15 protein-coding genes are annotated in these 18877 nt (G+C 71.2%); 5 read left to right on the top strand and 10 right to left on the bottom strand.

The window, feature by feature from the left end; translation table 11 throughout:
* Window positions 1-50: 50 nt before the first annotated feature.
* The 3 genes from ACIRP7_RS20910 to ACIRP7_RS20900 form a co-directional block, all read right to left on the bottom strand.
* Window positions 51-2468: a SpoIIE family protein phosphatase gene (locus tag ACIRP7_RS20910; protein WP_403661410.1), complete on the bottom strand. Its 2418-nt coding sequence runs from the start codon at window positions 2466-2468 to the stop codon at window positions 51-53.
* Window positions 2469-2526: 58 nt separating this feature from the next.
* Window positions 2527-6801 carry a HAMP domain-containing protein gene (locus tag ACIRP7_RS20905; RefSeq protein ID WP_403661407.1) on the bottom strand — a complete coding sequence of 1425 codons (4275 nt, stop codon included), beginning with the start codon at window positions 6799-6801 and terminating at the stop codon, window positions 2527-2529.
* 245 nt (window positions 6802-7046) lie between these two features.
* The gene (locus ACIRP7_RS20900) at window positions 7047-7385 is read right to left on the bottom strand and encodes an STAS domain-containing protein (RefSeq protein ID WP_403661404.1); all 339 of its coding nucleotides are present in this window, start codon (window positions 7383-7385) and stop codon (window positions 7047-7049) included.
* Window positions 7386-7587: 202 nt separating this feature from the next.
* Here ACIRP7_RS20900 and ACIRP7_RS20895 point away from each other — a divergent pair, with 202 nt between their 5' ends.
* Window positions 7588-8067: an ATP-binding protein gene (locus ACIRP7_RS20895; protein ID WP_403661401.1), complete on the top strand. Its 480-nt coding sequence runs from the start codon at window positions 7588-7590 to the stop codon at window positions 8065-8067.
* On the opposite strand, the gene ACIRP7_RS20890 is transcribed toward ACIRP7_RS20895, so the two are convergent.
* The gene (locus ACIRP7_RS20890) at window positions 8042-8212 is read right to left on the bottom strand and encodes a hypothetical protein (protein WP_403661398.1); all 171 of its coding nucleotides are present in this window, start codon (window positions 8210-8212) and stop codon (window positions 8042-8044) included. The two genes, ACIRP7_RS20895 and ACIRP7_RS20890, sit on opposite strands and share 26 nt — an antisense overlap.
* Window positions 8213-8328: 116 nt before the next feature.
* Here ACIRP7_RS20890 and ACIRP7_RS20885 point away from each other — a divergent pair, with 116 nt between their 5' ends.
* From ACIRP7_RS20885 to ACIRP7_RS20870, 4 genes are read left to right on the top strand one after another with little or no spacing between them, the layout of a single operon-like run.
* Window positions 8329-8829 (top strand): SRPBCC family protein, encoded by a 501-nt coding sequence (locus ACIRP7_RS20885; protein WP_403661395.1) that lies wholly within the window; start codon window positions 8329-8331, stop codon window positions 8827-8829.
* The gene (locus ACIRP7_RS20880) at window positions 8822-10441 is read left to right on the top strand and encodes a phytoene desaturase family protein (protein ID WP_403661392.1); all 1620 of its coding nucleotides are present in this window, start codon (window positions 8822-8824) and stop codon (window positions 10439-10441) included. Before ACIRP7_RS20885 ends, ACIRP7_RS20880 begins: the two co-directional genes overlap by 8 nt.
* A gap of 48 nt (window positions 10442-10489) precedes the next feature.
* The gene (locus ACIRP7_RS20875) at window positions 10490-10951 is read left to right on the top strand and encodes a hypothetical protein (RefSeq protein WP_403661389.1); all 462 of its coding nucleotides are present in this window, start codon (window positions 10490-10492) and stop codon (window positions 10949-10951) included.
* A gap of 36 nt (window positions 10952-10987) precedes the next feature.
* Entirely contained in the window at window positions 10988-11866 is an 879-nt protein-coding gene (locus ACIRP7_RS20870) for an SDR family oxidoreductase (protein WP_403661386.1), read from the top strand.
* Between the two features lie 120 nt (window positions 11867-11986).
* Here ACIRP7_RS20870 and ACIRP7_RS20865 read toward each other — a convergent pair whose 3' ends face one another.
* The 6 genes from ACIRP7_RS20865 to ACIRP7_RS20840 form a co-directional block, all read right to left on the bottom strand.
* Entirely contained in the window at window positions 11987-12910 is a 924-nt protein-coding gene (locus ACIRP7_RS20865; protein WP_403661383.1) for a hypothetical protein, read from the bottom strand.
* Between the two features lie 244 nt (window positions 12911-13154).
* Window positions 13155-13811, bottom strand: coding sequence for a TetR/AcrR family transcriptional regulator (locus ACIRP7_RS20860; protein ID WP_403661380.1), 657 nt, complete (start codon window positions 13809-13811; stop codon window positions 13155-13157).
* A 75-nt stretch (window positions 13812-13886) separates the two neighbouring features.
* Window positions 13887-14645, bottom strand: coding sequence for an SDR family oxidoreductase (locus tag ACIRP7_RS20855; RefSeq protein WP_403661378.1), 759 nt, complete (start codon window positions 14643-14645; stop codon window positions 13887-13889).
* A complete protein-coding gene (locus ACIRP7_RS20850) occupies window positions 14642-15430 on the bottom strand; it encodes an enoyl-CoA hydratase/isomerase family protein (protein ID WP_403661375.1) in 789 nt (262 codons plus the stop codon). Before ACIRP7_RS20850 ends, ACIRP7_RS20855 begins: the two co-directional genes overlap by 4 nt.
* On the bottom strand, window positions 15427-17070 hold the full coding sequence (locus ACIRP7_RS20845) for an AMP-binding protein (protein ID WP_403661372.1): 1644 nt from the start codon (window positions 17068-17070) through the stop codon (window positions 15427-15429). Before ACIRP7_RS20845 ends, ACIRP7_RS20850 begins: the two co-directional genes overlap by 4 nt.
* The gene (locus ACIRP7_RS20840; protein ID WP_403661369.1) at window positions 17067-18812 is read right to left on the bottom strand and encodes a CocE/NonD family hydrolase; all 1746 of its coding nucleotides are present in this window, start codon (window positions 18810-18812) and stop codon (window positions 17067-17069) included. The genes ACIRP7_RS20845 and ACIRP7_RS20840 overlap by 4 nt, the downstream gene beginning before the upstream one ends.
* Between the last annotated feature and the right edge of the window lie 65 nt (window positions 18813-18877).

Genomic DNA, 18877 nt, shown 5'->3' with positions numbered 1-18877 from the left:
TCTGGGGCACCGCGTTCCCCGTCTGCCCGGACACAAGCCCGGTTCCTGCCTCAGGCCACCCGGATCCCCACGATGCAGGTGTCGTCGTCCGTGTCCGACTTGCTGTGCGTCAGCAGACGGTCCAACTGCTGGTCCAGCGTGGGCGGGACGGCCCGAGCGACCGTCAGGAACTGCGTCAGGGACTCCTCCACGGACCGGTCCCGGCGTTCGATCAGACCGTCCGTGTACATCAGCAGCGTGTCGTCGACGGCCAGCTGGACCTCGTGCTCCTCGTACGTCGCCTCCGGTACGGCGCCCAGCAGCAGCCCCGTCACCAGCGGCAGCGGTGCCGCCTCGGAGCCGCGCACCAGGACCGGCGGCAGATGCCCGGCCCGCGCCCAGCGCAGAGTGTGGGTCTCGGGGTCGTACAGGCCGCAGACGGCCGTTGCGGTGACCGCTCCGGTCAGATGGTGGGCCACCATGTTGAGCCAGGACAGCAGTTGGCCCGGCCCGGCGCCGGTCACGGCGAGCCCGCGCAGCGCGTTGCGCAGGACGACCATGCTGGTGGCCGCCTCTATGCCGTGCCCCGCGACGTCGCCCACGCACAGCAGCACCAGCCCGGACGGCAGCACGACCGCGTCGTACCAGTCGCCGCCGACGAGATGCTGGGTCTCCGCGGGCCGGTAGCGCACCGCCACGTCCAGTCCCGGAACCGCCAGCGGCGCCTGCGTCGGGGGCATGATGGCGTGCTGCAACTGGAGGGTCAGCCGGTCGCGTTCGCTGGCCTGCTGCTCGCTGTGGGCGAGCTGGTCCCGGGTGGCGGCGAGGGCGACCTCGGTCCAGTGGTGCGAGGAGATGTCCTGGTAGGCGCCGCGCAGCAGGTACAACTGACCGGCGGAGTCCAGGGCCGGCTCCGCCACGACCCGGATATGGCGGGTGACCCCGTCGGGGCGTTGCAGCCGGAACGCGGTGGAGGCGGGACGGCGCTGGTGGAGCAGGGTGCGCAGGAACCGGCCGATGGCGACGGCGTCATCGGGGTGGGCGTGGGCGGCCAGGTCCTCCAACGGCACGGGGGCGTCGGAGGCGGGCCTGCCGTAGAGGTGGTAGAGCTGGCCGTTCCAGGTGATCTCGCTTGTCAGCAGGTTCTCCTCGAAACCGCCGATGCGGCCCAGGCGCTGGGCGTGCTGGAGCAGGCTCGCCAGGCGGGCCGTCTCGTCCTCGATGCGCCAGATCAGCAGGACGCTGCCGCCGTGCCGGCTGACGTTGATGTCGGCGACCGCCGCGAGCGTGACGTCGTCCACCAGGGCGGTGAGCCGCATGCGGTGGGCGCGGAAGGGCTCGCCGGTGGCGTAGACGCGCTCGATCCGTTCGAACAGCTCGCTGTGGCCCGCGGCCATCGGGTACGCCTCCAGCAGCAGCGCTCCGTTCACGGCGCCCCGCGGCCGGCCGGCCGGGTCGAGGAAGCGGCTGTTGACGTGGTGGATGCGGAAGTCGACGAGCTGCCCGTCGGAGCCCAGGTGCGGCACCAGTACCAGGGCGGGATCGTGGAGCCCGTCGGCCAGGTCCATCAGCTCGGAGACGTCCGGCAGGACGCGCGGGCTCGTGGCGTCGTCGGGATGCGGGAGCGCGTTCGTCTCCAAGGTGTGCGCGCACAGCTCGGCCAGCGCCTCGATCTGGCGGACGATCGCCGCGGGAGGGGGCTCCAGCGCCGTGGACCAGACGATCTCCAGTACGCCGTGGATGCGCCCGCCGGTCTCGGCGGGTACGGCGACCCGGCCGCCGTCGCGGTAGTGGTGCTGCCCGATGGACGGCAGGCCGGTCTCGGACAGACTGCGGATCCATTCCCCCCTGCGCTCGGTGAGCCCGCGCCGTGCCACGGTCGTCACGCCCGGCGGCACATGGCGCCAGCGTCCGGCCTCGGCCGTGGAGAACCCGGCGCTGCCCGCCAGCGCGAGGGACCCGTCGGCCCCCAGGGCCCAGATGGCCACCGCCTCCGCGCCCAGCGGGGTGAGCGCGTGTTCCAGCAGCGAGTCCGCGACGGCCTGGGTGTCGTCGGCGGCCAGCACTCCGCTCTCCGCCGCACGCAGTCGTACGGCGGAGGAGTGCCCGTCGGCCGGATCGGCAGACGCGGTCGCCGCGAGGAAGGCGCTGGTCACCTCGGACATCCGGTCGCGCGAGGCCTGGTTGATCACCTCGACGGCGAACTCCAGTGGTGTCAGCCCCGCCTGCTCGGCGAGCTCGGCGAGCTGCCGCGAGGCCTGCGCCGGACCGCACCCCAGCCGCTCGACCAGGATGCCCTTGGCCAGTTCGATCAGGGCCCGCCCTTCCGCCTCGGCCTGCGCTGCCCGCACCTCCTTGCGCAGCCGCTCCACGGTCGCCGCCAGCCTGCCCACGGGGGAGGGCTGCCCGTCACCGTCGCCGTCGTCGACGGCGGGCTGGTCTGGCACGGAGGCGTTCTCGGGCTCGGAGGGCTGACGGAGATCACTCAAGGTGGGCCTGTTCCTCGGCTGGGACGTCACGCGGTCGGCTGGTGGGCTCTGCGTGCGCTCACCCCGGCAGCCACCGTCGGACGCGGGCGATCAGGTCGCCGGTGTCGACGGGCTTGGTGACGTAGTCGTTGGCACCCGACGCGAGGCTCTTCTCCTGGTCGCCCGGCATGGCCTTCGCGGTGACCGCGATGATGGGCAGCTCCGCGTACTGCGGCATCGAACGGATCTCCGCGGTGGCGGCGTAGCCGTCCATCTCCGGCATCATCACGTCCATCAGGACCAGCGAGATGTCCGGGTGGGCGAGGAGCATCTCGATGCCCTTGCGGCCGTTGTCCGCGTGCAGGACGTGGAAGCCGTGCAGTTCCAGCACCCCGCTGAGCGCGAAGAGGTTGCGCGCGTCGTCGTCGACCACCAGGACCGTCCGGCCGACGAAGGAGTCGTCCACCACCTGCGCCACAGGCCGCTGCGGGTCCTCGGGACGCACCAGCGACAGCACGTCGCCAGGCTGCTCGGCGGACAGGTGCAGGGTGATGCGCTCGCGCAGGTCGTCCAGGCTGGACAGGAAGTCCAGCGGCCGGTCGCCCGCCAGAGCCCGCAGACCCTGCTCCTGGCCGAGGTTCACCCGATGCCCGGTGTGGATCAGGACCGGCACGCTGGCCAGCGCCGAGTCGCCGCGCATGGCCTCCAGGAAGTCGGCGCCCTCGTCGTGCCGCATGCCCAGTTCGAGGACGACACAGTGGCAGGGGTCGGCCGCCAGCGTGCTCGCCGCCTCCTGCGCCCCCACCGCCGTGATGATGTCGATCCCCCCGTGCGGATCGTCGGAGTCGTACGCGAGGTCGGCGACGGCCCGCTCGGCGACCAGCGTGAGCAGACCCCGCGGGCGCTCCTCGATGACCAGCAGACGGCGCCTGCGGTGCTCGGGGGAGGGCGCGGGAGCGGCGAGCTGCCGGGGCTCGGCCGGCTCCCCGGCGGCCAAGGTGTCCTGCGGGTGTTCCGCGGGACGTCCGCCGCCCTCCACCAGTTCCGCGAAGTCGGCGCGTGCCACGGGCAGGTACAACGTGAAGGTGCTGCCCTGGCCGGGAGTGCTGTCGACGGTGACCGCGCCGCCCAGCAGATGGGCGATCTCCCGGGTGATGGACAGACCGAGCCCGGTGCCGCCGTACTTGCGACTGGTCGTCCCGTCGGCCTGCTGGAACGCCCCGAAGATCGTCTCCAGTTGCTGCTGCGGGATGCCGATACCGGTGTCCTTGACCCGGAACGCCACGACCGGGCCGCCGCGGTGCACGCCCGGCGGTACCTCCCGGTCCGCGGCGGGGTCGATCCGCAGTTCCACACCGCCCTGCTCGGTGAACTTCACCGCGTTCGACAGCAGGTTGCGCAGGATCTGACGCAGCCGGGAGTCGTCGGTGAGCAGATCGGCCGGGGTGCCGGGGGCGGTGGCCACCGTGAACTCCAGGCTCTTCTGCGACGTCATCGGCCTGAACGTCGCCTCGACGTACTCCAGAAGCTGGCGCAGCGGGACCCGCTCGGGCGCGACGTCCATCTTGCCCGCCTCGACCTTGGACAGGTCGAGGATGTCGTTGATCAGCTGGAGCAGGTCCGAGCCGGCCGAGTGGATGATGCCCGCGTACTCGACCTGCTTCGGCGTGAGGTTGCGCGAGGGGTTCTGCGCCAGCAACTGGGCCAGGATCAGCAGGCTGTTGAGGGGGGTGCGCAGCTCGTGGCTCATGTTGGCCAGGAACTCCGACTTGTACTTGGAGGCCAGCGACAACTGCTGCGCGCGGGTCTCCAGTTCCTGCCGGGCCTGCTCGATCTGGAGGTTCTTGGCCTCGATGTCCCGGTTCTGCGAGGCCAGCAGGGAGGCCTTCTCCTCCAGTTCGGCGTTGGAGCGCTGGAGTTCGTCCTGCTGGACCTGCAACTCCTCGGAGCGGGCCTGGAGTTCGGCGGTCAGCCGCTGGGACTCGTCGAGCAGCTCGTCGGTGCGGACGTTGGCGACGATGGTGTTGAGGTTGACACCGATGGTCGGCATCAGCTGCGTCAGGAAGTCCTGGTGGATCTGCCTGAAGCGGCTGACGGAGGCCAGTTCGATCACCCCGAGGACCTGCTCCTCGACCACGATCGGCAGCACCACCAGAGCGGAGGGCGCGGCGTGCCCGAGACCCGAGGAGATGGTGACGTACCCCTCGGGCAGCTCTTCCACGGTGACGCTACGGCGGTTGCGCGCGGCCTGCCCGACCAGCGAGCGCCCGACCGGGATGCGGGTGGGCCGCTCTTCGTCGTCGGGATAGCCGTACGAGCCCACCAGCCGCAGTTCGTGCCCGCGCGGGGTGTCCTCCGCCAGGTAGAAGGCGCCGTACTGGGCGGCGACCAGCGGGGTGAGCTCGTCCATGATGAGCTCGGCGACCACGGGCAGGTCCCGGTGGCCCTGCATCAGGCTGGAGATCCGGGCCAGGTTGGTCTTCAGCCAGTCCTGTTCCTGGTTGGCCCGGGTGGTCTCGCGCAGGGACTCCACCATGGAGTTGATGTTGTCCTTGAGCTCGGCGACCTCGCCGGAGGCCTCCACGTTGATCGACCGGGTCAGGTCGCCCTCGGCGACGGCGCTGGCGACCTCGGCGATCGCGCGGACCTGCCGGGTGAGGTTCCCGGCCAGTTCGTTGACGTTCTCGGTGAGCCGCTTCCAGGTGCCCTCGACGCCCTCCACCTCGGCCTGTCCGCCGAGCCGTCCCTCGCTGCCGACCTCGCGGGCGACGCGGGTGACCTCGGCGGCGAACGACGACAGCTGGTCGACCATCGTGTTGATGGTCGTCTTCAGCTCCAGGATCTCGCCCCGGGCGTCGACGTCGATCTTCTTCGACAGGTCGCCGTTGGCCACGGCGGTCGTCACCAGGGCGATGTTGCGCACCTGCCCGGTGAGGTTGTTGGCCATCGAGTTGACGTTGTCGGTGAGGTCCTTCCAGGTGCCGGCCACGTTGGGTACGTGCGCCTGTCCGCCGAGCCGTCCCTCGGTGCCGACCTCGCGGGCCACGCGGGTGACCTCGTTGGCGAACGCGGACAGTGTGTCGACCATCGTGTTGATGACGTCCGCCAGGGCTGCGACCTCGCCCTTGGCCTCCACGGTGATCTTCTGCGAGAGGTCGCCGCGGGCCACGGCGGTGGCCACCTGGGCGATCGAGCGGACCTGCCCGGTCAGGTTCGACGCCATCACGTTGACGTTGTCGGTCAGGTCCTTCCAGGTCCCCGACACGCCTCGGACGATCGCCTGTCCGCCGAGGTTGCCCTCGGTGCCGACTTCTCGGGCGACGCGGGTGACTTCGTCGGCGAAGGCGGAGAGCTGGTCGACCATCGTGTTGATGGTGTTCTTGAGTTCGAGGATCTCGCCGCGGGCGTCGACGGTGATCTTCTGGGAGAGGTCGCCCTGCGCCACCGCCGTGGCCACCTGGGCGATGTTGCGGACCTGGGACGTCAGGTTTCCGCCCATGAAGTTCACGGAGTCGGTGAGGTCGCGCCAGGTGCCCTTGACGCCCTTGACGTCGGCCTGACCGCCCAGCCGGCCCTCGGTGCCGACTTCTCGGGCGACGCGGGTGACTTCGTCGGCGAAGGCGGAGAGCTGGTCGACCATCGTGTTGATGGTGTTCTTGAGTTCGAGGATCTCGCCGCGGGCGTCGACGGTGATCTTCTGGGAGAGGTCGCCCTGCGCCACCGCCGTCGTCACCTGGGCGATGTTGCGGACCTGGGACGTCAGGTTTCCGGCCATGAAGTTGACCGAATCGGTGAGGTCGCGCCAGACGCCGCCCACTCCGGGTACCTGGGCCTGACCGCCGAGGCGCCCCTCGCTGCCGACCTCGCGGGCGACGCGGGTGACCTCGTCGGCGAAGGCGGACAGCTGGTCGACCATCGTGTTGACGGTCTCCTTCAGCTGAAGGATCTCCCCGCGCGCGGGCACGTCGATCTTCTGGGACAGGTCGCCCTTGGCCACCGCGGTCGCCACCTGGGCGATGTCACGGACCTGGGTGGTCAGATTGCCCGCCATGGCGTTGACCGAGTCGGTCAGGTCCGCCCAGGTGCCCGAGACCCCCGGGACCTCCGCTTGGCCGCCCAGCGTGCCCTCGGTGCCCACCTCGCGGGCCACCCGGGTGACTTCCGACGTGAACACGGACAGCTGATCGACCATGCCGTTGAAGACCGTGGCGATGTCGCCCAGCAGACCCTCGCCGTCGGAAGGCAGCCGGGTGCCGAAGTCGCCGTCGCGCACGGCGGTCAGCCCGGCCAGCAACTGCAGTAGTTCCTGTTCGCCCGGGGCCTGTTCCCGGGCCTCCGTCGACGTGCTGGTCATGCGCACCCTCGTTCCGCTCCCCACGAGCCCCCGCACCGAGGACTCGGAACCGTGCCGGGCTCGTGAAGGGCCCGCTCACCAGCAACAATCCCGCACCCCACGGAGCTGCGCGATGAGAAATCCGATGAAGATTAACCCAGGTGCCGAGCAGCGACAAAAGGTTGACCGAAGCATGGTGACATGGCGAAAAAAGGCTTCGTGAGGGTGGCATGAGGGAGGCGGCCTCGGGTACTCGGCACTGTTTTTCACTGGCCGGGGTATGCCGGCGCGAGGGCGTCCTCCAGGGTCGGGTGGAAGGGGATGACGGTGTCGAGACCCACGAGCTGCAAGGTGCGCAGCACGGCGCCCGGCACCACCACGAGCCGCAGCCATCCTCCCGTGGCCCGGGCGGCCTGGAAGGCGGCGATCAGGGCGTTGACACCGCTGGAGTCCATGAACGTGACCCGGCTCAGATCGATGACGACCCGCCGCTCCGCGGAGGCGCCCGCCGGGGCCAGGGCCCGCGTCAGGCCGCCCACGCTCTGGTGGTCGATCTCTCCGTCGAGGCCGAGGACGGTGATGCCGTCGGCGTCGGTCCGGGACACGGACAAGCTGCCGCGACCCGCTGCTTCCCGCTTCTCTGCCACTTGCGTCCTCTGCGCACTCGATGGGACCTGCCACGTCCTTGGTGCCACCGTTGCCCCAGAAGTCCCGGCGCGATGCGTGAGACAGCACGTGAGTTCGCCCGCAGCACAGGAACAGCGGGGCACAGGCGTAAGGCAGGAGACACGGGGTAGGCGCGCGCTCATGAACGGGGTACTGGAGATGGTCGGCGGGGTGCGGGTCCTGCCTGAGGAGTGTTCGCGGATGCCGGAAGCCGCACCTGCCGAGGTGACCGTGGCCCTGGACGGAGCGGACGGCTGTATCGCCGACGCCCGGGCCCAGACGTCGAAATTCCTGACGCGGGTGCAGGGGGAGTACGGGCTGCCGGTGTCGGCCCGCACCATGGATCTGGGGCAGCTGGTGGTCAGCGAGCTGGTCACCAACGCGTTGAAATACGCGCCCGGGCCGGTGCTGCTGCACCTGCGCATCACCGACGGCATGCTGGAGATCGAGGTGTGGGACACCGATCCGACACTTCCGCTGGCGCGCGCCGCCGACGCGGGGCGGGTGGGCCAGCACGGTCTGGAGATCGTGATGGCGGTCGTCCAGGGGATCGAGGCGCGCCGAGAGCCGGTCGGCAAGTGCGTCACGGCCCGCCTCACGTTGTTCGACGATCCGATGTAGACGACCCGATGCAGTGGTCGGACGAGGGGCGGTGAGCAGTCACCGCGGGCACGAGGGTGCGCGGCGCCGGCGCCAGGCCGACCGGCATCCTGCCCGGATCCAGGTTGTGGCCATCCTCGCGCACCGGCACGCTGTTCTTGGACATGGGCACTCCTCATCGGTCGAGCCGCAACGGGCGCTCGCCGACCTTCCGGGAGGGCGGTGCATCCGGCCGAGGGATCACGAGGGAAGTTCTCTGCACACACAGTCTGGGAGGCATCCGTGGCTCGTCGCCATCGTCTGATCCGAGTCAGTCCGAGCGCCGTGTGGGACATCCTCGCCGACGGTCACCGCTACGCGGAGTGGGTCGTGGGAACCAGCCGGTCCGAGCCGGTCCGGGGGAAGTGGCCGCACCAGGACGCGGCGATCCGTTTCCAGATCCGGCTCGGCCCGGTCCGACTGGAGAACGAGACGGTCGTACGCCACTGCGAGGAAGGCGCCCGGCTGGAGCTGGAGGCCCACGCCGGAGTGCTGGGCACCGCCCGCATCGCGATCGAGCTGCGGCAGTGGGGCGAGCACTGCCTGGTCATCGTGGACGAGCACCCACTGCAGGGAGCGGGCGGCCGACTGCACAACGTCGGCTTCGACGCGCTGATCCAGCTGCGCCACCGCACCATGCTCGCCCGACTGGCCAGGCTGTGCGAGAACCGGGACCGCGACGCCCTGCGTCCGGTGCCGATCAGGTCGGTGGCACCGGGCGCGGAGGGCGCCGGTCATGCCTGACGCCGTGGTGATCGGCGCGGGCCCCAACGGCCTGGTCGCCGCCAACGTACTGGCGGACGCCGGCTGGAGCGTCGAGGTGCTGGAGGAACAGCCGGAGCCGGGCGGCGCGGTGCGCCACGACCACGGGGTCGATCCCGCCTTCGTCAACGATCTCTTCAGCTCCTTCTACCCGCTCGCCGCCGCCTCCCCGGTCCTGGCCGCACTGCGCCTGGAGGACCACGGACTGCGCTGGAGCAACGCGCCGAGCGTGCTCGCCCACCCCCTCACCGACGGCAGCTGCGCCCTCCTGGACCGCGATCTCGACATCACCGCCGGGTCCCTCGACGCCTTCGCGCCGGGCGACGGGGACGCGTGGCGGAGGCTGCACGATGTGTGGCTGAACCTGCGCCCCGACCTCCTGGACGCGCTGTTCACGCCCTTCCCCCCGGTCCGCGCGGCGGCCCGCCTGGCGTGGCGGCTGCGGGCCGCGGGCGGTCTGCGGATGGCCCGGACCCTGGTCCTTCCGGTACGGCGGATGGGGGAGGAGGAGTTCCGCGGCCAGGGCGGCCGGCTTCTGCTGGCGGGCAATGCCCTGCACGCCGACCTCGCCCCGGAATCGGCGGGCAGCGGCGGCTTCGGCTGGCTGATGGCCATGCTGGGCCAGACATACGGCTTCCCCGTCCCCGTCGGCGGCTCCGGCGCCCTGACCCAGGCCCTGGCCGGCCGTCTGCGGGCCCGGGGCGGGCGGATCCGCTGCGGGCAGCGCGTCGAGGAGGTCGTCGTCCGCGGGGGCCGGGCCGTCGGCGTGCGGACGGCGACCGGCGACGCGGTGCGGGCCCGCCGGGCGGTGCTGGCGGACGTGTCGGTACCCGCCCTGTACGGGAGCATGCTCGACCCCGAGCACCTGCCCGCGCAGCTCCTGGACGACCTGCGCCGGTTCCAGTGGGACTTCGCCACCTTCAAGGTCGACTGGGCGCTCGACGGCCCGGTGCCCTGGCGGGCCGAGCAGGCGTCCCGGGCCGGTACCGTGCATCTCGCCGACGGCGTCGACGAACTCACGCGGTTCGCCGCGCAGCTCGCCATGCGGCAGGTCCCGGACCGCCCCTTCCTGCTGTTCGGACAGATGACCACGGCGGACGCGACCCGCTCCCCGCAGGGCACGGAATCGGCCTGGGCCTACACCCACGTCCCCCACGAGATCGGTGCCGACGCCGCCGACGAGGGCATCACCGGCCAGTGGGACACCAAGGACCAGGAACTCATGGCCGATCGGGTCGAACGCCAGGTGGAACGGTTCGCGCCCGGATTCCGTGCCCTGATCCGCGCCCGCCGCGTCCTGGCGCCCCCGACCCTCCAGGCGCTGGACGCCAACCTGAGCGGCGGCGCCATCAACGGGGGCACGACCGCACTCCACCAGCAGCTCGTCTTCCGGCCCGTGCCGGGCACCGGACGCCCGGAGACCCCGGTCCCCGGCCTCTACCTGGCCTCCTCCGGCGCCCACCCGGGCGGCGGCGTGCACGGGGCGCCGGGCGCCAACGCGGCACGGGCCGCCCTGCACCGCCACCGGCCCCCCGGTCTCAACCGCGCCCAACGACTCCTGACCCGCCGCGACCGCACCGGAAGCAGACGCTGAGCCACGGCGCCGCCCGCTTCGGGATGCCGTACCTGTCGAGGAGGAACAGTGAACGAACACGAGCAGGCCCTGGGCGGCCCCGACCGTGACCACCGGCGCCCCGCCGGTGTCGACGACACGACCGTCAAGGCCCTCGGGGCGCTGTCCAAGGCACTGGAGACGACCGAGCGGGCCAGGGGCCGGCTGTACGACTTCCATCAGCTGACCGGTACCGCCGATCTGCAACTGGACGATGCCGTACGGCTGTTGGAGGAGGCAGGTCACCCCGAATGGGCCGAGAAGGTCCGCTCGCAGGTCCTCGGGCGCAATGTCATCCCCGGACACTGGACGTTCCAGATCGTCGAGGCCTACAACGCCACCTACTACCGGCCCTTCCAGCAGCTGGAGCTGAGCGCGGTGCAGGAACTCGCGCAGGGCAGTGACCACTTGTTCGAGGCGGAGATGAAGGAGGAGCGCCGCACGCCCGGGCACCCCGACCACACCCCGCGCCCGCCGGCCTCAGGGACCTGAGCCGGGGCGTTCGTTCGACGCAAGGAGAGTCCATCCGTGCGCAGCAGTCCGCTCATCGGCCGGACGGTGGCCGTCACCGGAGCAGCCCGCGGTCTGGGCGCGGCTCTGGCCCGGGAAATCTCCCGGCGAGGGGGCCGGGTGGCGCTGCTGGGCCACGAGAAAAGCCTCCTGGACGCGGAGGCCGCCGCCCTGCCGGGGCCGGCCCTGGCCATCGGGGTGGACGTCACGGACCCGGACGCGCTGGCCACCGCGGCCCACGCCGTGCGGGCCCGACTCGGAGCTGTCTCGGCCGTGGTGGCCAACGCGGGCATAGCCGAAGGCGGCCCGTTCCAGGCCTCACCGCCGGCCGCCTGGAGCCGCGTCGTGGACGTCAATCTCACCGGCAGCGCCCACACGGCCCGGGCGTTCCTCCCGGACCTCCTCGACACGGCGGGCTACTTCCTCCAGATCGCCTCGCTCGCGTCGATCGGCGCGGCCCCGATGATGAGCGCCTACTGCGCCTCCAAGGCGGGGGCCGAGGCCTTCGCACACGCCCTGCGGGCCGAGGTGGCACACCGGGGCGTCGGGGTGGGCATCGCCTACCTCAACTGGACGGACACCGACATGATCCGGGACGCCGACCGGCACGCCGTCCTGCGGGAACTGCGCGTGCACATGCCGGGGCCCGCCCGCCGGATCCACCCCGTCGACACGGTGGCCGCCCGCCTGGTCACGGGCCTGGAGCGGCGTCGTACAGCGGTGTACGCACCGGGCTGGCTGCGCCTGGTCCAGCCGGTGCGCACGGCCCTGCCTCCCGTCGTACTGCGCGTGTCGCGCCGTGCGCTGCCGCGCATGGAGGCCGAAGCGCCGGTCGAGTACACCGGGCCGCTGGGCGCCGGTGGCCTCGCCGACCGCGCGGCGCGTCACGAGAACTGACCCGGCGCCCGCCCGTTAGCCGCGACGGCAGTTTCACCGCAGGCCGTTTGTCCCGCCCGAGCGGGTGTGTCCGATGCCTGAGGTGAAACTGCCGGATGCCTCACCGCGTGGCGGTGCCGGTCAGGAGCGCCGTGCGCGGCGGGTGCCGTAGAGCGCGGCGGCGCCGAGGGCGATCACCGCGGCCGCACCGCCCGCTATCAGGCCTACCGGCGCGCTGGAACCGGTCTCGGCCAGCGGCGGGGTGCTGTCGCTGGGCGAGGGCGCCGGGGTGGTGGGGGGCGTCGACTCCAGCGGAGGGACGTCCGGGGTGGTGGGCGGAGTGCTGGAGGAGGGCGGCGGGGTGGTGGACGTGGCCGGCGGAGTCGTCTCGTCCGCGGGCGGTTGGCTGGCCGGCGGGGTGCTCGGGCTGTCCGGCGTGGAAGGGGAGGCCGGGGGCGTGGGGGAGTTCGGCTGCTCAGGGGCGCACGACTTGTCGCCGCCGTTCCACGCGGCGATCAGGTGGTTCGGCGTGACGACGTTGTCGGGCTGGTAGGGCGCGGGCCCGTGCCCCTTTCCGGAGCCGCCGTCGTAGATGACGTCGTCGCCGTACAGGTCGATCTGGCCGTAGCAGTCCGGCGTCTTCACCGTGAGCTTCTGCCAGGTCCGCTTGGCGTCGTCGGCGCCGGGAAGGTCCGCGGCGCCGAGATAGACGGTGGCGTGGTCGACGAGGGTCTGGAGACCGGAGGTCGGCCAGGTGGGGCCCTCGGTGGTGTATTCGGCCAGTGAGACCGGGTACGTGCAGCCGTCACCGACCGTCTGACCCGGAGCCAGCCGCACCTCGACGGTGCCGGGGGCGGCGGACAACTGGTGGAAGCCGCCCTGCGAGGTCCAGTCGGCGTCCGGCTTTCCGGTGGCGTCGACGATGCGGTACTGCACCGTGGCGGACTGGCAGCCGCCCGCGGGTGTGGCACTGGCGGCGGCGGCCCCGAACAGCGGAGTGGCAGTGGCGAGGAAGGCGGTCGCGGCGACGGCGGCCGACGTTCTGGAGCGTGAAAGGCGCGTCAAGATATGCCCTAGCGGTTTCGTGAGTGTGGGAGGTGGCAGGACGCGAGCGGCCGCGGTGGGCGGAGAAGACGAAGGCAAGCCGTGGCGAGCCACGCGCGTCACTTCGCTCGCTTCAGTCACAGCGAGCGAGCCGCATTCTTGTCGGTCTTCACAACTCCCGTCAATCTTTCACGAGTTCAGCACGCGGAGGCGTCCTGGCTTGGGAGTTCTGCCCCGGTATTCGCAGGTCCTGTGGTCGGCTCGGTCAGTCCGTCGCCGGTGCGGGTCCGGACGGGCCCTGCCCTGAACTGAGCCCGTCCAGCAGGAGGTCGCCCAGCTCGGAGAAGGCGTCGCCGGCGGTCAGGCCGGTGCTCTCCAGAAGGACTCCCGACTGGACCGCGTCGATGGTCACCGCCACGACCTGAGCCGCGAAATGCCCGTTGAGCGCGCGGAAGACACCGGTCTCAACGCCTTCTTCGATCAGCTGGTGGACCCGGTGCGCCGCGGCCGCGGAGTTCTTGCGGTAGATCTGTGCGGTCGGCTCGTACCCGACCATGTCGTCGTAGAAGGCGTGGGAATGCCGGCGCATGGCCGTGCCGACGCCGGCGAGGTAGACCCGGATGCGCTGCCTGGGGTCGGGCTCGGCCTGGACGGCCTGTTCGATCTCGACCGTCGCCTCCCGGAAGAAGGCGCGGGTGACCGCCAGGACCAGCTGTTCCTTCGTGGGGGCGAGGCTGTAGAGCGTCGCCTTGGAGCACCCGAGCCGCTGGGCGAGCTCATCCATGGTCACCGCGGTGAAACCCTCGGCCAGGATGATCGCCTCGGCCTGGCGCAGCAGCTCGTCGCGTCGGCGGGTGTCGACGACCCGCTTGCGTGCCGTCCGGCGTGGGCGTCGGTCGCGCGAGTCAGTTTGGGCCGTCACCGCAGCATTCTCCCACGCCCGCCCCCGCCGGAAGCAGCGGGTGATCCCACCGCCGTCGCGAGCGGGGAAGCGGCGTCACCTGATCGAGGAGCCGATGGAGATGCCGCCGTCCACGTCCAGGACGACGCCGGTGATGTAGCCGGCGGCCTCACTGGCGAGGAAGGCGGCGGCTTCGGCGATGTCCTCGGGCCTGCCGGTGTGGCGCATGGGGATCTTGTTGGTGAGTTTGTCGCGGGCGGGGCCGTTCATGGAGGCGAGCATGGGGGTCTCGATGAGGCCGGGAGCGATGGCGTTGGCGGTGATGCCGTGCCGGGCGCCCTCCAGCGCGAGGGTGCGGGTCATACCGACGATGCCGGCCTTGGCGGCCACGTAGTTGGTCTGGCCGAAGTTCCCGCGCCAGGACATGGACGAGAAGCTGATGATGCGTCCGTAGCCCTGGCGTTTCATGGGGGCGAACGCGGCGCGGGCGCAGTGGAAGCCGCCGGTGAGGCTGACGTCGATGACCGCGTGCCAGTCCTCGTCGCTGATGTCCTCGACGCGGTTGTCGCGAATGATGCCGGCGTTGTTGACCAGCACGTCGAGGCGGCCCATAGCGTCGGTGACGCCGTCGATCCAGGCGTTGACCTGGGCCGATCTCGTCACGTCCACCACGTCGGTGCGCAGTTGCGCGTCGTGGGCGTCGGTGAGGGTCCTGGCGGCGTCGGTGAGGGCCTGTGCGTTGACGTCGGCCAGTGCGACGGTGGCGCCCTCGGCGGCGAACCGGGCCGCCATGGCGAGGCCGAGACCTTGTGCGGCCCCGGTGATGGCGACGACCCGTCCCTGGTAGCGCTTCACTTGTTGTCCGCTTTCGTGGTGGGAGGAGCGAGGAAGACCCGCAGGGCGTCGGCCACCGAGCTCGCCGGCCAGTTGTCGGCGAAGGTGGCCAGCTCCTCGCGCAGGGCCTGCTCGGGGGGCATGCCGTCGATCCGGTGCAGCAGCGTCTTGAGGCGTTGCTGAGCCGGGCTGTGACGGTCGGCCAACTGATGGCAGAGGCGGGTGGCGGTGGCGTCGAGGTCGGCCTCGGGCACGATCGCCTGGATCCAGCCGGTGTGCGCGAAGGCGGTCGCGGGCAGCAGTTCGCCGGTGAGCAGGAGCCAGCGTGACAGGCCGCGTCCGACCGCGCCGGGCAGCCGGACGCTGGACCCGCCTGCCGGCACCAGGCGCCGGCCCAGATGACCGTCCCCGATGAGCGTGGTGTCGGCGGCGACGACCACATCGCAGGCCAGCGCGAGTTCGAGACCCCCGGCGACGGCGTGACCGTGCAGCACGGCGACCCATGGCTTGGGGCTGGCCGCGATACGGCTGAAGCAGGCCGACACGTCGGTCAGGAAGTCCACCGGGTTGTCGCCGCGGTCGTGCATCTGAAGGAACTGGTGGAAGTCCCCGCCCGCACAGAAGCTCCGTCCCCTGCCTGCCACCGCGATCACCGCTGTGCCGGGATCGGCCTCGGCACTGGTGATCTGCTTGTCCAGGGCCTCGATGAGGGTGACGTCCAGGGCGTTGCGTCGCTCGGGGCGGTTGAGCAGCAGCCACCGGACGGGGCCGCGTTGCTCGACGAGCAGAGGTTCGGTGTCGGTCAACGTGGCTCCGGGGTGGCGAGTTCGGTTTGCCGGCGTCTGCGCAGCAGGTAGCGCTGGGTCTTGCCGCTGGGCGTCTTGGGCAGGGCGTCGATGAAGTGGATCCGGCGCGGGTAGGCGTGGGCGGCGTAGCGGGTCTTGACCAGCAGCTGGAGCTCGGTGGCCAGTTCCGGTGAGGCGTCGATGCCGTCGCGGAGGAGGACGTACGCCTCGATGACCTCGCCGCGGACCTCGTCGGGTGCGCCGATGACACTGCACTCGGCGACGCCGGGATGCTGGGCGAGGACGCTCTCGATCTCGAACGGCCCGATCCGGTAACCGGCCATGATGATGACGTCGTCGTCGCGGGAGGAGAAGAAGAAGTCGCCGTCCGCGTCGATGCGCCCGGCGTCGCCCGTGAGGTACCAGCGGCCGTCCGCGGTGAACTTGGCGCCGGCCTGCCCGGGGATCTGGTAGTCGCGGAAGGTCATCAGGGGGCTGGCGGCGACGTCGATCGCGACCCGGCCGAGCACGCCCGGTTCGACGGGCTCGTCCTTGTCGTCGGCCAGGACGGTGAGGCTCCAGCCGGGCACCGGCCGGCCCATCGATCCCGCCTTGAGGGGACGGGCGAGTTCGGGATGATGGTGGTTGGCCAGGGGCATGCCGACCTCGGTCTGGCCGAAGTGATCGTGCACGGCCAGGCCGAGCGTGGCCCCGGCCCACTCGTTGACCTCGGGAGTCAGGGGCTCACCCGCGCTGGACAGCCGCTCCAGCCGCAGGTTCTGCGGCACCGGCACCGACGAGGAGCGCAGGCCGCGGTACACGGTGGGGGCGGCGGTGAAGTCGGAGACCTGGTGGTCGACGAGGGTGCGCCAGGTCGTCTCCGGGGAGAACCCGCCGGACAGCAACAGGCTGGGAATGCCGGCGGCCATCGGAGCGACGATGGCGGAGTACAGCCCGTAGGCCCAGCCGGGGTCGGCGGCGCACCAGTACCTGCTGTCCCGGGTGACACCCAGGCCGTACTCCAGGTAGACCTGCCATCCGGCGATGTAGGAGACGGGGTGGACGACCCCCTTGGGCTTGCCGGTGGTGCCCGAGGTGAACATGTGCACCAGGGGTCCGTCCCCGCTGGTGGTGACGGCGGGCACGGGCTCGGGTGGCGCGGCGGCGAGGAGGTCGCCCAGCGAGACGTCACCGTGCTGCGCGCCGGTTCCGGTGACGACGACACGGCGCTGAGGGTCGTCCGGCATGTCGGGGCCCGGGTCGAGCTTGTGGCGCTGGTCCGGGTCGACGACCACGACGTGCGCCCCCGCACCCTCCAGACGCAGGGCGATGGCCTGGGGCGCGAACGCGGTGAACAGCGGGACATGGACCGCGCCCAGCCGCCAGATCGCCAGGATGACGGTGACCAGGTCGGTGCTCTTGCCCATCAGAGTCGCCACCCGGTCACCCGGGCCGACGCCGAGCCCCTGCAGCGCCCGCGCACAGCGGTGCGAGTCCGCGGCCAGAGCACCGAAGGTCAGCGTCGCGGCCTTGCCGTCACTGTCGACCACGGTGAACGCGACGTTCTCGGGGGCGTGCCGGTCGCACAGCAGCCAGGCCACGTTCAGGGAGGGAGCCGTGAAGACCGAGGTCAGTTCGGCGACCCGGTCGGCGGCGCTCACCGCTGGTCCTTGCGGTCGATGACGGGCAGGACCAGGCGGCTGGGGTGGTTCGGACCGTGGTGGATGTGGTTGACCGCGGGAATCATCTGTTCCTCGCTCTCGCGGGCGATGAACCCGCCGGTGTTGGTGTTGCGGTCGTAGCGCGGGAAGTTGCTGCTGGAGACGTCCACGCGGATGCGGTGGCCGGGAAGGAACACGTTGGAGGTGGCGGTCATGTCGACGGTGATCTCGTAGACCGTGCCGGGCTCCATGAGTTCTTCCGTGGCGAGGCCGTCCCGGTAGCGGGTGCGCAGGATCCCGTCGCACAGGTTGATCGCCTTGCCGTCGGGGAAGACGTCGACGAGCTTGGCGGTGAAGTCGGTGTCGACCGCCGACGAGGACACGAACAGGGTCAGGCTGACCGGACCGGTGACCTCCACGGGCTCGTGCAGCACGGGGCCGGCGAAGCACAGCACGTCCTCGCGGGCGGCGACCGCCCGCTGGTCGACGGGGCCGCAGAACCCCTGTGTCGTCGGCATGGACGCCCCGCCGGCCGAGGGAACCGGGCGGCGCGGGTCGTAGAGGTAGGTGTCGCGCTCCGCGTGGGTCGGCGGCTCGGTCGTCAACGTGCCGTCGCCGTCCGCCGTGTTGGCGTGGCCGGCGCTGGTGAGGTGGAAGTCGGTCCAGCGCGTGTCGGGCAGCGGCCACTCCTGCTCGTCGCGCCACTGGTCGATGCCCATCACGAAGATCTTCACCGGGGCCACGTCGTCCAGAGCGGTGGTGTCGCCGCGGAGCCAGCGGTCGAAGAACTTCACATGCAGACCGGTCAGGCCCAGCATCTGGGCACTGGCCAACGGACCGAAGGAGCGGTCGGGGTAGACGCCGGTCGTGGACATGTGGTCCCACGGACCGATGATCAGCCGCTGCCCGTCACGGGCCTGCTCACTGCCTGCCTTCTGGCGGGCGGTGGTGTAGGTACGCACGGTCTGGCCGATGTAGAGGTCGTACCAGCCGCCGATGTTGAGCGCCGGAGCGGTGACGTTCTCGAGCTCGGGCGTGAGCTCAATGGCGTCCCAGTACTCGTCGTGGGAGGGGTGCGCCATCCAGTCGTCCCACCACTTGCCGTACGCCGCGAGGACCGGAACCTCGGCCGTCGGCAGCACGTCGTTGAGCGCGTCCGGAGACAGGAGTGCCTGACCGAGCTGCTGCAGCTGAGCCACGGAGCCCTCGCCGGCCGCCAGGGACCGCTGCGCGTCAGCCATGTACATCATGGCGTTCCACATCGTGACCAGGCTCAGTGAGAGGGCACCGCCCGGGCCGTACCAGGGCGACTCGTAGTTGTCGATCGAGGTGAGGGCGGGCGCGATCGCCCTGAGGGCGGGGGCGCCGGTCACGGCGGTTTCCCACTGGACCATGCCCAGGTAGGACGGCCCGAACATGCCTACCGTGCCGTCCGACCACGGCTGGTCGGCGATCCAGGCGACGGTGTCCTCACCGTCGGCCCGGTCGGCCATATGGGGAACGAACTCGCCCTCCGAGCGGTGGGTACCCCGGCAGTCCTGTACCACCAGCGCGTACCCGGCCTGCACCAGAGCCAGGAAGTCGGGGACGGCCGATTGGCCGAAGCCCATCACGTCCTTGCCGTACGGCAGGCGAACGAGCAGCGTCGGCGCCTCCCCCTGGGCCGGATGCCACACGTTGGCGGCGAGCGCGACGCCGTCACGCATCGGGACCCGGACGTCTATCTCGTACAGGTGCTGCATCGGTACTCCTCGTCGAGCCGACGGCGTGGTTCAGGATGTGGGTACGTTAGGCAGTACTTTCGTAC

The sequence above is a fragment of the Streptomyces sp. NPDC102270 genome (assembly GCF_044766405.1).
GTDB lineage: Bacteria > Actinomycetota > Actinomycetes > Streptomycetales > Streptomycetaceae > Streptomyces.
Note: the sequence above shows the minus strand (reverse complement) of the source record. Positions and strands in the feature narration are given on the sequence as shown.